This is a genomic window from Idiomarina sp. ST10R2A5, assembly GCF_051842325.1.
Taxonomy (GTDB): domain Bacteria; phylum Pseudomonadota; class Gammaproteobacteria; order Enterobacterales; family Alteromonadaceae; genus Idiomarina; species Idiomarina abyssalis.
The window spans coordinates 61,149-76,467 of sequence record NZ_JBNIEX010000005.1 but is presented as its reverse complement, the minus strand read 5'-3'; the positions used below and the strand labels follow the sequence as shown (position 1 = coordinate 76,467).

At 47.9% G+C, this 15,319-nt stretch carries 10 protein-coding genes; 5 read left to right on the top strand and 5 right to left on the bottom strand.

The genetic code is table 11. The features are described 5' to 3' along the window. Nucleotides 1-87: 87 nt before the first annotated feature. Both ACP7FG_RS08130 and ACP7FG_RS08125 read left to right on the top strand, forming a co-directional pair. Entirely contained in the window at nt 88-594 is a 507-nt protein-coding gene (locus ACP7FG_RS08130) for a DUF2062 domain-containing protein (protein ID WP_199494344.1), read from the top strand. A 2-nt stretch (nt 595-596) separates the two neighbouring features. Further along, nucleotides 597-2,348 (top strand): TIGR03545 family protein, encoded by a 1,752-nt coding sequence (locus ACP7FG_RS08125; RefSeq protein ID WP_439226075.1) that lies wholly within the window; start codon nt 597-599, stop codon nt 2,346-2,348. A 12-nt stretch (nt 2,349-2,360) separates the two neighbouring features. On the opposite strand, the gene ACP7FG_RS08120 is transcribed toward ACP7FG_RS08125, so the two are convergent. The 3 genes from ACP7FG_RS08120 to ACP7FG_RS08110 are packed head-to-tail and all read right to left on the bottom strand — an operon-like array spanning nt 2,361 to nt 6,480. Further along, entirely contained in the window at nt 2,361-3,539 is a 1,179-nt protein-coding gene (locus ACP7FG_RS08120; RefSeq protein WP_439226074.1) for an E22 family MetX-like putative esterase, read from the bottom strand. Next, entirely contained in the window at nt 3,536-5,164 is a 1,629-nt protein-coding gene (locus tag ACP7FG_RS08115) for a long-chain fatty acid--CoA ligase (RefSeq protein WP_439226073.1), read from the bottom strand. The genes ACP7FG_RS08120 and ACP7FG_RS08115 overlap by 4 nt, the downstream gene beginning before the upstream one ends. Before the next feature lie 23 nt (nt 5,165-5,187). Continuing rightward, the gene (locus ACP7FG_RS08110; protein ID WP_222235767.1) at nt 5,188-6,480 is read right to left on the bottom strand and encodes a GntP family permease; all 1,293 of its coding nucleotides are present in this window, start codon (nt 6,478-6,480) and stop codon (nt 5,188-5,190) included. A gap of 216 nt (nt 6,481-6,696) precedes the next feature. On the opposite strand from ACP7FG_RS08110, the gene ACP7FG_RS08105 reads away from it, so the two are divergent. Next, on the top strand, nt 6,697-8,907 hold the full coding sequence (locus tag ACP7FG_RS08105) for a TonB-dependent receptor (protein WP_439226072.1): 2,211 nt from the start codon (nt 6,697-6,699) through the stop codon (nt 8,905-8,907). A gap of 98 nt (nt 8,908-9,005) precedes the next feature. Beyond that, nucleotides 9,006-9,656 carry a response regulator transcription factor gene (locus tag ACP7FG_RS08100; protein ID WP_439226071.1) on the top strand — a complete coding sequence of 217 codons (651 nt, stop codon included), beginning with the start codon at nt 9,006-9,008 and terminating at the stop codon, nt 9,654-9,656. On the opposite strand, the gene ACP7FG_RS08095 is transcribed toward ACP7FG_RS08100, so the two are convergent. Further along, entirely contained in the window at nt 9,630-12,977 is a 3,348-nt protein-coding gene (locus tag ACP7FG_RS08095) for a PAS domain-containing hybrid sensor histidine kinase/response regulator (protein WP_439226070.1), read from the bottom strand. The two genes, ACP7FG_RS08100 and ACP7FG_RS08095, sit on opposite strands and share 27 nt — an antisense overlap. Before the next feature lie 2 nt (nt 12,978-12,979). Continuing rightward, nucleotides 12,980-13,597: a trimeric intracellular cation channel family protein gene (locus ACP7FG_RS08090; protein ID WP_416512393.1), complete on the bottom strand. Its 618-nt coding sequence runs from the start codon at nt 13,595-13,597 to the stop codon at nt 12,980-12,982. 144 nt (nt 13,598-13,741) lie between these two features. Here ACP7FG_RS08090 and ACP7FG_RS08085 point away from each other — a divergent pair, with 144 nt between their 5' ends. After that, nucleotides 13,742-15,256, top strand: coding sequence for a sigma-54-dependent transcriptional regulator (locus ACP7FG_RS08085; RefSeq protein ID WP_439226069.1), 1,515 nt, complete (start codon nt 13,742-13,744; stop codon nt 15,254-15,256). Nucleotides 15,257-15,319: the final 63 nt, after the last annotated feature.

Below are 15,319 nucleotides of genomic sequence, written 5' to 3'. Positions count from 1 at the left end.
CGTAATAAATGCAACTCACACTATATTAGAAAGACAACGGATAACAAGCAGATTTGCTGTTTTATCTTTTTCAAAGGAGTCAGGTGAATGCTGACAATTCTGGCAAAGTTGTTAAAGGCTTTGAATTCTGAAACTAGCGCGTGGGCCCTGGCCTTAGCTGTCGTACTAGGGATGTTCATCGGAATAACGCCGCTATGGCGGATCCATAACTTAATTATAATTCTGGCGGCGTTGATCTTCCGCGTTAACCTCAGTTTATTTATCGTATCTTTTGGTGTGTTCTCGGGTATCGCCTACCTGCTTGACCCCTGGTTTCACAGCTTAGGACTGAGCTTGCTGGAAGCTTCAAGTTGGCAGGGAATTTACGAAGCTATGTACGCTACTGCGTTAGGTCGCCTTTCCATGTTTAACCACACTATTACCATGGGTAGCTTTGTTATTGCTCTTATTGCTGCGCCAATAGTGGCAGCCATAAGCTACTGGGTTATTGCCAATTACCGCAAACGCATTCAGGCGAAAATAATGAAACTGCGTGTCGTACAGGTCATTCGTGGCAGCCGTTTCTGGCAAATTTATACGGACTTAAGGGGGTGAGCATGAAACGTAGCATCATTCGCTGGCCGGGACTGGCCGTATTTGCCGGATTTGTGCTGTTATTAGTCGCTATTTCCTGGCTCTTTCTGGATACCATTATAAAAGTGACCCTGGAACATACTATGGGTCGGTTAAACGGTGCTGAAGTGAATATTGAGCGAGTAGAGCATCGTTGGGTTCCGTTGTCTTTAACGGTAGCCGGAGTTCAGGTGACTGACCCTAACGCCCCTCAGAATAACCGGGTACAAATTGGTGAGGCGTCTGCTGACATCAGTCCAACGGAGCTGGTACTTGGCAGAACCTTAATTGAACAGCTTACTATGACAGGCGTACGTGTAAATCAGCCCAGAGAGAGTGAAGGCGAGGTTTACGTATTACCGGACAAAGAAGATATGCAGGGGTGGGCGAACCAGTCCTGGGATAAATTGACCATGTCGCTGCCTTCTGTGGATGAGATTGTCAGTCAGGTTGATTTGCGTACCGAAAAAGTCATTGAAGAAGCCAAAACGGCTTATGAACAACAAGAACAGGAAGTGAAAGCCGCGCGGGAAGCACTGCCCAGCGAGGAAAAAATAAAGGAATATGAACAAAAAATTAAGCAAATAACCGAAGGTAAAGTAGAAGGTCTGGGTGATATTGCCGCCAGGAAAAAGGCTTTAAACGAGTTGAAAGAGTCGATAAGAGCCGATAAAGAAGCGGTGAGTAACTTTCGTGATGAAGTCAAACAAGCGAAAGACGTGGTGCAACAGCAAATTAGTGAGTTAAAAAATGCGCCCGGTAATGATATTGACCGCATTAAATCCTTTTTCAGTATGGACGGCAGTGGCTTACAGAACGTGACTGGCTTGCTTTTGGGAGATAAAGCCCGCGAGTGGAGTAAGTATGTACTTCTGGCGTATGAGCAGCTGGGCCCTATGCTGGCGCGCTCCGATAACTCAGCGACAGTAGAGCCGGTTCGCGGTGAAGGCCAGAGAATCTCCTTCGCTGATGACAACGCTCCGCCTGAGTTTTTAATTAAAAAAGCTCGTACGGAATTTATGGTGGGCGGTACCGTTATTGATGTCGACTGGCAGAACATAACGCATCAGCACAATTTACTGGGACAACCCACAACCTACCAGGCCAGAGCAGACAACAGCGATTTGTGGAGCGCATTTAACCTTAATGGTGAGATGTCGTTGACCGACTTGGGCATAGACGCAAGACAGCAATGGCAGTTGAAAGGCGCTCAATTACAAAACCTGGGCCTTAGCGACAGCAGTGAATTGAGTGCTCGTATATTGTCTTCGTTGCTGGACAGCGACGGTACTGTGCTGGTTCGTGAAAACAAGCTTGATGGTAAAGCCATGGTCCGGATGCTGAACCTTGACCTGGAAGCCGAGGGCAGTAGCAAACTGACATCAGCTATTGCCGGTGCTTTGAAACAGCTGCAACGGTTGGATATCACCACCAATATTGGAGGTGATATCCAAAGCCCTTCGTTGAGTTTTGAGTCGGATCTGGATAACCAGTTAGGCGACTTACTGACACAAAGTGCAATGGGTGAGGCCGATGAGAAACTGGCGGAAATAAAAGCGGACTTGACCGCGAAAGTATCTGGCCAGTTAGGCGGTCAGCAAGGTTTGCTGGAAAACCTGACTCAGTGGGATAACGAATCAGGCGATAAGAGTGAGCAGCTCGAAGAGTTACTTAAGGCAAAAATTGAAGACAGTCTTAAAGATAAGCTTAAGGGCCGCATTTTCGGCGACTCTTAAGCCTAAGCAGAGTTACTCAGTGGTTAAAAACTCGCTGAGTAACTCGGCTTTTTGTTGAATAGAAAACAGTCCGTTTAAGTGTCCCCAGGGACCATTAATTTCTTCGTACTGAACCTCTTTACCCATTTCTCTAAGTTGCTCAGCCGTGTTTTCTGCCATGTACGGCATTAACAGCAGGTCGTTACTGGATGGCAAAAACAAGGTTTTTGCAGAAATGTTTTTTAATCCATCTTTTAAAGTATCCTGATGACCGGCAACAAACAGCTGGTTTGCACGCACCAGGTAAAGAATATGGTTGGCATCAGCCAGTGGTGCACGCGCACGGCTGGCACTGTATAACCATTCTACGGCAGGCAACTCATTAGTCACGGACTCAAGGCCCTTTTCAGGCAGGGTCTCCTGCTGAGGTACCGCTTGGTTAATATATTCCGGGTGCATAGCACCGTGTGTGATCATTGCCTGCGCCATAGTGACACCGTCTAAAGGCGCGTCGCCGTCATAGTAGTCACCACCGTTCCAGTTAGGGTCCAGCTTAATGGCTCGTGCCCACTGCTCCAGCCCCATTATGGTCCAGGCGTCTAACGAGCCGGCACCAATAACAGAGACCATACGTTCAACCCAGTCCGGGTAAGCCGCCGCCCATTCAATAGCCTGCAATGAACCCATAGAAGCGCCAACCACTGCGTGCAAATTTTTAACGCCTAAGTCTTCCAATAGCGCTTTTTGCACATTCACGAAGTCGCGTATGGTCACCACCGGAAAGTCTAAACCGTAGGGTTTTCCGGTATCCGGGTTAATGCTGGCAGGACCGGTAGTAATGACAGTAGGAAGGTTAGGGTAAGCGTTGACTAACGAATCAACGCTAATAACATAGTACTTGTTGGTATCAATGGCTTTGCCTGGGCCGATAATAGAATCCCAGTAGCCGGCCTGTTGGTCATCCTCACTGTATTTGCCAGCGGCGTGACTGTTACCGGAGAAAAAGTGGGTAATAAGCACGACATTATCTTTTGCTCCATTAAGTGTCCCGTAGGACTCCCAGCCCACTTTTACGTCTTTAATGGTTTCACCGCCGTGGGTGGTATAACTGTCCATACTAAAGGTCTTTTTCTCGACCCATTGCTCGGCTGCTAAAGGTAAGCTGATCAGCAATACCGCAATGCTAATAACCGTTGTCCATAATCGTGTCATGATACATTCTCCTGTAAGTAATTTTGGTACTGCTCGCGCAATTTATTTTTAACCAGCTTACCGGTGCCGGTATGGGGCAATTCATCGACAAAAACCACGTCGTCAGGCATCCACCAACGGGCAATTTTGCCGGTTAAAAAGTCTTTAATGTCTTGTTTTGACAGCTGGTGACCTTTATTCAGTACCACCAGCAATAGCGGGCGCTCGTCCCATTTCGGATGTTTAACACCAATGACACAGGACTCGTTAACCGCCTCGTGCTGACTGACAATGTTTTCTATATCAAGAGAGCTTATCCATTCGCCACCGCTTTTAATCACATCTTTTTTACGGTCAACCACTTTCATAAAGCCTTCGGGGTCAATAACCGCGATGTCACCCGTAGCCAGCCATCCATCAGGGAAGCTACTTAAGTCGTCATTTCGAAAATACTGCGAAGCAATCCAGTGTCCGCGAACCTGCAATTCGCCCCGGGTTTCGCCATCGTTAGGCAGAGGATTATCGTCAGCGTCAACAATGCGGTGTTCTATGCCAAAAACCGGGCGGCCAGCCGTTGTCTGCAGTTGGTATTGCTCGTCTTTAGGTCGGCTAATAATGTCTGTCTGCGGCGGCACCGAATGCACCAGCGGCCCTGTTTCTGTCATACCCCAAATAGGCTGCCAGTAAACGTCGTACTCTTGGTCGTAAGTTTTAACCAGCCCCATAGGGGAAGCAGCCCCTCCTACGCAAACGCGTTGCAGCGATGGGATGTCCAGCTTATTTTCATTCAAATAATTGTGCAAAGTGAGCCAAATGGTCGGTACGCCTAAGCCAACAGTGACTCGCTCATTGCGAATCATGTCAGCCATAGCTTCGCCGGATGTTCCATCGCCAGTGAACACCAACTTACAACCGGACAAAGGACCGGCGTAGGGCGCGCCCCAGGCGGCTACGTGATACATAGTGACCATAGGCATGAGTACGGTATCGCTGCGTAGGTCGAGCATGTCGGCACTGACGGTTGCCTGAGCGTGTAACACCATAGCGCGGTGTGAGGCCAGTACGCCCTTGGGGTTGCCTGTAGTGCCCGAGGTATAACAAAGCAGCGCCGCGCTGTTTTCATCAACGTCTGGCCAGTCATAGTCTTTAGGCTCTGACGCTAAAAGCTCTTCATAACAAAGCACATTCTTAAGCTTGGTATTCGGCATGTGGGTTTGGTCGGTCATCACTACCAAGCCTTTTACCCCGGGCAGTTCGTCTTCAATGGACTCCAGTAGCTCGACAAAACTTAGGTCGACAAAGACCCACCCGCTTTCAGCATGGTTTAGGATCCAGGCTATCTGTTCGCCAAACAGGCGGGGGTTTACGGTATGCATAACAGCGCCGCTGCCACTGACAGCGTAATAAAGCTCCATGTGGCGGTAAGTATTCCAGGCCAGACTGGCTACGCGCTCGCCGGGTTGTACCCCTAGCTTTTTCAATGCGTGGGCTAATTGTCCGCTTCGTTGCCAGCATTCGGCATAGCAATACCGGTGAATGTCACCCTCCAGCCGTCGGGTGACAATCTCCTGTCGAGGGTGGCGGCTCGCTGCAAATCTTAGTAAATCGATAATTTGCAGCGGCCGTTTCATCATATTTCCTAACATGGTTACCTTCCCTTACTGCTGGGTTACAACATGAATAAGCCAATGGCCACGGCCAGACCCATTAACGGCACAACAACGGTCACGGCAGCAACAGCCCAGTAAGCGGCACTGTGCTTCTCGTTACAAATAGCGCGAATAGTGGTAACCACATAGCCATTGTGCGGCAGGGAATCCAGTGCACCGGAGGAGATTGAGACAATACGGTGCAATTGCTCCGGGTTAACGCCGGCAGCCATATAGTGCGGTCCTACTTCAGGTAAGGCGATTGCCTGACCTCCAGAAGCCGAACCGGTTAAACCGGCAATAACGCTCACAGCAACGGCAGCGCCGACTAATTCATTACCCGGCAAACTGGTCATAGCATTTACCGCTGTATCAAAGGCTGGAGTAATCTTGGCGATGCTGCCAAATCCAACCACTGCTGCGGTGTTGCCTATAGCCACCAAAGCACCGGTTGTGGCTTCATGAATGGCGGTTTGTGGCTTATGAAAATGTTTGAAGTTAATGACCGCAATGGCAATAACACCGCCCAGCAAAGCAACAATTAAGGCGTTTTGCTGCAAGGTATCGTGAAAGGTAAATGACAGTCCAAGCACAACCAGTAGTGGAATTAATCCACTTATAGGAGACGGTAGTTCTCGTTCTAAAAGTATTGGGTCGCCTTCACGTGCTTCAAATTGCTCGCCGTTTGCGACGGCACGGTTAATGATCTTTTTGAGCCACCAATAACCGAAGGATGCCATTAACACTGCAACGACCAGGCTCACTTCCCAGGCGGCATAGGGCGAAGTACCTAAGTATTTAACCGGTATCCAGTTTTGAATTTCCGGTGAACCTGCCGAGGTCATGGTAAAAGTCACAGAGCCAAAGGCTAACGCAGCAGGAATAAAGCGGCGAGGTAAGTTCGCGTCTTTAAACAAACTGAGCGCCATTGGGTAAACTGAGAACGCCACAACGAATACGCTGACACCACCGTAGGTTAAAATGGCACAGGCTAACACCACAGCAAGCACCGCCTGCTTACGGCCTAACTTGTTAATTATCCAACGTGCAACACTGTCAGCAGCACCGGTGTCTTCCATAAACTTACCGAACATCGAGCCCAGCAAGAACATAAAGAACCAGGCCGCCACAAAGCTGGCAAAGCCGTCCATATAGGCACTGACAAAGTTCACGTCACCTGTGAGTAATGGCACGCCGCTACATAAAGCCACGACCACGGCGCAAAGAGGGGCACTGATAAACAGGTTCATCCCTCTTAAAGTGAGTATGATGAGCAACACAAGGCCGCCGATCAGACCAATCATACTTAACATGAGTTACCTCGCAACGAAAAAGAAAACGGACCATGCTCTGAATCGCTGCATGGATGTATTGTGCGTGATAAAGGGATTTGCCCCTATAGTACTATGGTACAGATCACAATCTTAACAATTTGCGCTAGTTTAGTAAGCAACCATGACTCTGAACCGTTAAATAGCTGTAAACGGAAATAACAATTACAAACGACATTATCTGTCAGGGGAACAACAATGAAACAACCCAAATTTCAGAAATCACTGATTGCAGCGGCGGTAACCACTCTGCTTAGCAGTCCTATGGCTTTGGCTCAGCAAAATGAGAATACCGAGGCTGAAGACGGCAAGCTTGAACGAATTGAAGTGACCGCGCGCCGGACAAACGAGAGTTTACAAGAAGTACCCGTTGCAGTTTCGGCTTTCGGTGAAGGTGAACTGGAACGAGATGGTATCGAGGATATCACCGAGTTGCAGTACAAAATGCCGAATACAACCTTCCAGGTCAGCCGCGGTACTAATTCAACATTAACGGCCTATATTCGGGGCGTTGGTCAGCAGGATCCGCTATGGGGCTTTGAGCCAGGCGTTGGTATCTATATTGACGACGTTTACGTTGCAAGACCTCAAGGGGCGGTTTTAGAAGTATTAGATGTTCAGCGTGTCGAAGTCCTTCGTGGCCCTCAGGGAACGTTATATGGTAAGAACACCATTGGCGGCGCGATGAAATATGTGACTCGCGAACTAACAGGTTATGACGAATTTGAAGTTAAAGGCACTGTTGGAACTTATAACCAGCGAGACTTAAAAGTATCGGGACAGACCGCTTTAGCCGACAATTTCTATGTTGGGGGAGCCTTTGCGACATTAAACCGGGATGGCTTCGGTGAGTTCGTTAACACGGGCGATGAAAACTACAACAAAGAATTAATGACGGGGCGCTTCAACGCCAAATGGCTTGTCAATAAAGACATTAACGTTAAATTTGCGGCTGACTGGACAAAAGACGACTCAAACGCACGTGGTGGTCACCGGGAACAAGAGTCTCTGTTGAGTGATGAACCTCGTTTAACCGATGTTTACGACGCTTATACAGCCATGCCTACCTGGAACGAAGTTGAGAACGAAGGTTACTCAATGACGGTTGACTGGGCAATTAATAACGACTGGATGTTTAAGTCGATTACCGCGTACCGGGAAGGTTCCACAAACACGAATATCGACTTTGATTCCACAGTAAACCCTGTATTACTGGTGCCTGCGGTCTATGAAGATGAACAGACGACACAAGAATTTCAGTTCATGTATCGTGATGACCGTTTAGATTTCGTGGGTGGTTTGTACTTTTATGAAGGTGAAGCCTGTGGTGAGTTCGGGACTGTCTTAGGTTTACTGGGGCTTTCTATCGATACCGGCGGTTGTGTTGATACGTCAAGCGAGGCGTTGTTTGGTCAGGCAACTTATCAGCTGGATGATCAATGGTCAGTGACTTTGGGCGGACGTTATACACGTGATGATAAGAGTGCCGATGTATTTCGATACACTTATGCTGGCATCAAATTCCTGGACCGCGGCGATTACTCGGCGGACCCTATTGTAATTAATTCAGACTTTACGACTCAGGCTGACTGGAGCAAGTTCAGTCCTCACGCAAGTGTCAGTTATCAAGTCGACCCCGCGGTTATGCTTTATGCAAGCTATAGCAATGGCTTTAAGTCGGGCGGTGTCGATATGCGAGCGGACGTGTCGTTGAACCCTGACGCTTCAAACCCTTATGACCCAGAAACTGTTGATACCGTTGAATTTGGTGTGAAGAGCGAAATGCTTGACGGACGTATGCGTTTAAATGCTGCCGCGTTCTTCTCTGATTACCAGGATATGCAGGTCACTGTGCAGCGGGCTATCGAAGGCGGAGGTGTCGCCTCTCAAGTTCTGAACGCAGCCGATTCAACCGTTCAAGGGTTTGAGATTGAGTCTACTTTTGCGGCCACTCCAACATTAAACTTCAACGGCTCACTCGGGTATATCGATGCGGAATTCGATTCAGTGGCGTTCTTTAATCCGGAAACGCAACAAGTTGAAGACGTGTCTGATTTGTGGTCTTTCCAGAATACACCGAAAGTGACTGCCAACCTTGGTTTCACAAAAGAGTTTGCACTTGAAAGTGGCTCTTTGGTTTGGTCAACGAATGTCTCTTATCGCGATGACACACAGATTTTTGAAGTCCCATCACCATTAGATGAAGAGGCTTATAGTCTGACTAATACCAGTGTTGTTTGGTACTCAAACTCAAGTCAGTGGACGGTCGGTTTGCATGCCAAGAACGTATTTGATGAGGAATATCGCGTATCGGGCTACAACTTTGGCTCAACCTTTGGCGAAAACATTGTGACTGGCTACTACGGTGATCCGCGGACCGTATCTTTGTCTGTCGGTTATCGTTTTTAACCCCCCGGCCGGCGTTGCTGCATAAAGCGGTAACGCTGGCTTTTTTCTTTTAAGTCGCTAGCATGGTCATTAACTCACAGTTGAATTCAGCAGGAACTATGGCCAGAGCAATTATTGCTGATGATCATCCGCTTTTTCGGGCGGCAATGAAGCAGGCATTAAGTGATAGTTTAGATAGCGACATTATTGAAGCTTCAAGTTTTTCTCAGTTAGAACAGCAGTTAAAGCAGTTTCCTCAAATTGAACTGGTGTTTCTTGATCTCTCAATGCCGGGTAATCGGGGCTTAACCGGACTGTCTGCTTTACGCAGCCAATTTCCGGATATTCTGGTCGTTATTGTTTCTGCAAATGAAGACACTCGTGTTATACGCCAGGCAATGGCGCTGGGTGCCAGTGGCTATATTCCAAAATCTGTTCCTTTACCCGAATGGCAGACGGCTGTAACAACAGTGTTGTCGGGTGATAACTGGCTACCGGAGTCGATGTTAAGCATGAATTTAGCAGAGCCTGACGAAGAGATGAGTGAATTTGCTAATAAGCTTGAGCAGCTAACACCACAGCAATTTAAGGTTTTACAGTGTATTGCCGACGGCTTACTGAACAAGCAAATAGCCTATGAACTGGGCGTGCAGGAAACCACGATTAAACAACACGCTTCCGCAATTTTGCGCAAATTAAACTGTGTAAACCGCACCCAGGCCGGCATTATGTTCCGAGAAATGCTAGACACGTCGGATACGCTTGAGTAAACGCTTTAAAGCCCCACTTTTTAGAGGTTTTGGAATAAAGTAAGCGTTGGCTTCTAACGCTTGCTCTCTGAGTTGTTCATCGGGGTCAGCTGAATTGATAATAGCCGGGGTATCAGCACTCCAGGCTTTTCGCATAGCCCAAACAAGTTCAATTCCGGTATGACCGTCGTCGAGATGATAATCGGCCAGAATCAGTTCACAGGGTGGTTGCATTTTAGCTTGTTTGATATCGGCCGCCGTGAAGGTTTGTGCGCCCCAGTCAGTTAAAAGACCAGCGGTAGCAACCAGAACCTGTGGGTCATTATCAATAACCAGTACCTTCATACCCTGTAATAACTTCTCATCAACGGAATAGTTTTGAATAACCATAGGTTGAGCTTCTTTCTCCCATCCAACAACAGGCAGGGTTAGGCTAAAAGCTGTGCCTTGACCGGGCGTTGAAGACAGGTTTAACTCAATTTCCAACAGTCGACACATACGTTCAACGATAGAAAGCCCAAGCCCAAGTCCCGGGTTGTCGCCACTGGATTGCAGCTGATGAAACTCGCGGAATATGTCTTGTTGTTTATGCTCAGGAATGCCCGCTCCTGTATCAACAATGCAAATGGTGAGTTTATCTTTGCGACGGCGAAAGCCCAGCACAATTCGACCTTGCTCGGTATAACGTAACGCGTTAGACAGCAGGTTCTGCACAATGCGGGTCAGTAGTTTTCTATCCGTTTTTACCAAGCCAGAGCTTTTGTGGTAGTTCAGTTGCAGTTGCTTTTCTTTCGCCATCATTTGATAACGTTCAACGAGAGGTTGTAGCGCCTGATCAATAGAAAAGCACTGGTAGTCGGGTTGCAGGTTTCCTGCGTCCAGTTTGGTCATATCAAGCAGCATGGTAAGCAACTCTTCGGCGTGTTCTAAAGACCGTTGTATATTTGAGGCTAGTGGCAGGTAGTCCTGTGGTAGTCGAGACTGCAGCATTTCACAAAACAAGCTGGCGGCATTAAAAGGTTGCATTAAGTCGTGGCTTACCGCTGCAAAAAATCGGGACTTACTTTCATGAGCTCTTTCTTCCGCCTGTTTGGCGGATAATAACTGTTGTGTTCGCTCGTCAACGCGTTGCTCTAGCTCCTGATTAATTTTTTGTAGCTGTTTTTGGGCTTCGATACGCTCAGTAATATCACTGTAGGTTGTAACAAAGCCTCCGCCCGGCATTGGGTTTCCCTGAAGCTCTATTGTTAATGAGCCCTGCTGGCGCTGGTAACGATAGGCACTACCAGCACGTAAGTAACTCAGACGTTTTTGAATTTCACTTTCGACGTCTCCGTTTTCAGAGGTACTTAGCAGACCGCGACTGGCGTTGTAACGCAGCAGTTCTTCAACAGGCATTCCTGAGCGGACTAATCCGTCCGGGTAAGCAAATATCTCCAGATAACGTCGGTTCCATGCTACCAGTCTCAGCTTTTGGTCGACCACACTAATGCCCTGCGGAATATTTTCGACGGAAGCCTGTAAAAGCTCCCGGTTAAACTGATAAAGGCGTGATGCTTCGGTCGCCCAGTCAACCACCCGGGAAACCGGGAATTCCTGCTGCTCCGAAACGGTATCCAGCAGAAGCCGGCTGGCTGAAGTGCCTATTACCGCTGATAACTCACGCTCGATACGAACCAGCATAGGAGCCGGAACCATCGCCTGGCCTTCCGGGGTTAACAGATCCATTCTCAGCCGCTGTTGAATAGCCGCTAATTGCTGGTCATCGTAAAATCGGGATAAAAGTGAACGCAGCCGGGCCCAGGTGAGACTTGGCTGTTGCGTATAACTGTCACTGTTATCAATATGGGGCGGTTCCGTCTGAACATTTCTGCTAATTACCGAGAATAACCAAAAGCAGGCCAGGTTGGCTCCCAGGCTAATGAGTACGCCATTGGCGATATCAATATCGGTAACCAGAGGTTGACGGCCGATGGATGGAATGAGTAAAAGTACCAGCCAGAGAATCGTACCGACAGCGAGTCCGGCCAGCACCCCGGTTTGAGTCGCATTTCGCCACACAACCGTCGCTAAAATAGCGGGAGCCAACTGAGCCAGTAAGGCCAGTGAGAGTAACCCGGAGTTTACCAATGGCATCGACTCAATGGTGGCTTGATAGTACAGGTAGGCCATAAACATGACCACGACCATTGTCATGCGGCGAATGGACAAAATTCGCTTGGGCGTAAAGCTAAACTGCCTGAGTTTTTGCCGGGTCATGCGCAACCAGACGGGCATAACCACGTCGTTTGAGACCATGATGCTCAACGCCAGTAACGCAATAATGACCATGCTGGTAGCTGCTGACAAACCGCCAATAAAGGCAATAAGGGTAATATCCGGCCTGTCCATCATAAGCGGAATGGCAAGCAGAAAGGTATCCTGGCCTGCTTGTTCAGGTGCAAGGTGTAATGCGCTTAATGCCAACGGCAGTATGAAAAAATTAATAGCGAACAGGTATAGCGGAAAAGCCCAGCGTGCAGTTTTCAATTCATCGGGGTGGGTATTTTCCACATAGCCCACATGAAACTGGCGAGGCAGACAAAACATGGATAGCCCGCCTAACAGCATATGTACCGCGAACACATAGCCGCCATGTTCACGCCCGGCCAGAACCTCCTGAGTATGCGCTGACTGAAAACTGGTCTGGAAAAGGTCGGCTAAACCGTCGAACACGGTATAACTGGCAAATAACCCAACAATGATAAAAGCACCAAGCTTTACTAAAGACTCGAAAGCAATGGCATCCATTAAACCGGAGTGCTGTTCGGCCAAACTAAGGCGGCGTGTACCAAAAAGGAACCCGAACCCAATCATGGTTAAAGCCACCAGGAAGGAAAGGTCGAATAGCCACGACGGGTTATTGTCAAAACCGGTGACAGCCGCAAAACTTGATGTGACTGCACGTAATTGCAGTGATATGTAAGGCACAACGGCGATAAAAGCGGTAATGGCGACAATTCCGGCTAATAAAGGCGACTTGCCGTAGCGTGTGCCGATGAGATCGGCAATGGAAGTAATGTTCTGGTGTTTACAATAATTGAGTAGCTTAAGTTGCAAGCCATGAAGCACGATAAAAACAACAATTGCACCGGCGTAAGTTGGCGCAAAGGCCCAGCCATAGTAGGCAGACTGAGTAATGGTGCCGAAAAACGCCCATGACGTGCAGTGCACACCCTGAGCCAGGGAGTAGCGATAAGGCTTTACCCGGTTGGACGCTGCCCGGTCACCGCGATAAGCAATGCTGAATAGAATGGTTAAGTAAGCAATTGCTGCAAAAACGGTGACTTCGATGCTTAGCATGGCTAATGGTGATCCTGCTGATCACGGAAAACAGTCAGCGACCAGTTAAACTTAATTGCCCCTAAGCGAATCAGCAGCGTTGATGCCATACCAGCAGCTAATGCTATCAAAGGCTGGTAAGGAACCAGCAGAACATAAACCGTAGCCCCTGCGATGCAAGTCGTTGCGTACAACTCACTTTTTAAAACCATGGGAATATCACGGGCAAGAACGTCACGGAGCATGCCACCAAAACAGGCCGATATGGTTCCCATAATAATAGCGATAAAAGGTGAAAAGCCCGCTGATAAGGTTTTTTCCGCGCCCATTGTTGCAAAAAAGGCAAGTCCAATGGCATCGGCGACCATTAATGTTGTCATGGGAATATAGGCTTTAAAGCGCAGCCAGACTATAGTGAGTAACGCCGCAATAATAATGGTGTAAAGGTAGTTGGGATCGTAAGTCCAGAAAACCGGTAAACCCAGTATAAGATCGCGAGTCGTTCCGCCGCCAATAGCCGTTGCTGAGGCTAAAACCAGTACGCCAAAACCATCCATTTTCTTACGAAACGCTAATAACGTACCAGCTATCGCAAAAACCGCGACACCAGCATGATCTGTCCAGTAAAATATCAATTCCATGAGTAATCAGAAAGTAGCAATGGTATAACTTAGTTTGTCATTAACCTTTATTGATTCCCAGCACAAATTGAGTGGCTATTTGCTATTCATAATTTTATCATGGCATCAACGTCAGAAAGGCTGTTGGGCTAAGGATTAGCGAGAATGAGTGCAACTCAGTACACGACAAAACACGCGGTTGACGAACTCGTTGACAGTTATCAACGAGTTCCCATGTTAGTTATTGCAACGCACCCGGATAGATCACGGATAGGCGAACGTGCCGCATTAATTGATTTGCACAATGAGGGCAATGATTATTTAAGCCGGGTAAAACCCGAATTCGCTAAAAATGGCAATGCCGGTAGAGCCTTGCTTGATGAATTTATTAGTCGTTCACCCATTATTTTTCAAAGTGAACCCGATGGGCGCATAAAGCTTCGGGCACATAGCACTAAAACGACGGTAACCGTTGTCGGGCGGGGCGTTCAGGATGAGTATGTGCTGCACGAAAGAGAGCTGGATAATGGCGTGGTTATTGGTTTAAACCATAGAATCGTCTTATTGTTGAAGCTTCTGCCACTGCATGACTCTGCGGTTGATGATAACGATGTACTTTTTGGTATCAGTTCCGATATTCGGGCTATCAGACAACGTGTAGAGCAACTGGCCAGTATGAGTCTGCCGGTTATGATTAGAGGTGCTGCCGGAGTAGGAAAACAGCAGGCGGCTTTTGCCATTCATCAGGCCAGTGAAAGACGCGACAAGCCTTTCATTAGTGTGAACCTTGCGGCAATTCATGATGCAGTCGCCGAAGCTGAATTATTTGGGAGCGAACGCGACGGTAACCGTCAGCTTGGCTATTTTGAGCAAGCAAACGGTGGAACTATTGTACTTGAAGATATCGAAGACGCTTCGGTGAATGTGCATCGCTTATTGCACACTGTTCTGCAAAGTGGCTCAGTTGTCCCTGTCGGCACCGAGGACACGCAGCCTATCAACTGTCGTATTATGCTTACCAGCCATAAAGACCCCGGCGACATTGAGGAAAACTCGACGTTATCGATGCTCATTGAAAAGCTATCCGCTTATCAGTTGTTTATTCCGCCTTTAACGGAAAGGCGTGAAGACATTGGCTTGTTGTTCGATTATTTTGTTCGGGAACAATGGCAAAAGCTTTATGGTAACCGCGCGTACGATGCGAAAATTTCCGGTGAACTAATGAGCCAGCTGATGACATTTCATTGGCCTGGCAATGTGCGGCAGTTGCGAAATGTTGCTCGGCAGGTGGTTATTGATAGCCGCGATCAGGAGCAATTGCATTTGGATCCGCAACTACTCTCTATGCTTAGGCCCAACTCGGCAAATGGCCACTGGGAAGAAGAAACAAATGTTCAGCGGCGACCAAACAGCGTGAGCCGCAACGAGTTATTAGAAACGCTGGGAAGTTGTCGCTTTGAGCTGCAGGCTACAGCAAAAAAACTTGGTATTTCCCGAGCGTCTGTTTATCAGTTAATTCAACGTTTTGAAGGTGTGCGAACCGCACAGGACTTATCCGAAGAAGAGATTAAGCAAAGCTACGAGAAAAACCGTTCTGACACCGAAAAAATGATGTGGGATTTACAAGTATCACAAATTGGTCTGAGGCGCAGGCTGAAAAGTTTGGGATATGATATTTGATAATACTGAGCGGCGTTAAACTTTCTGATAGTATAACGGGTTTAGATAAATTGAATTGTATTT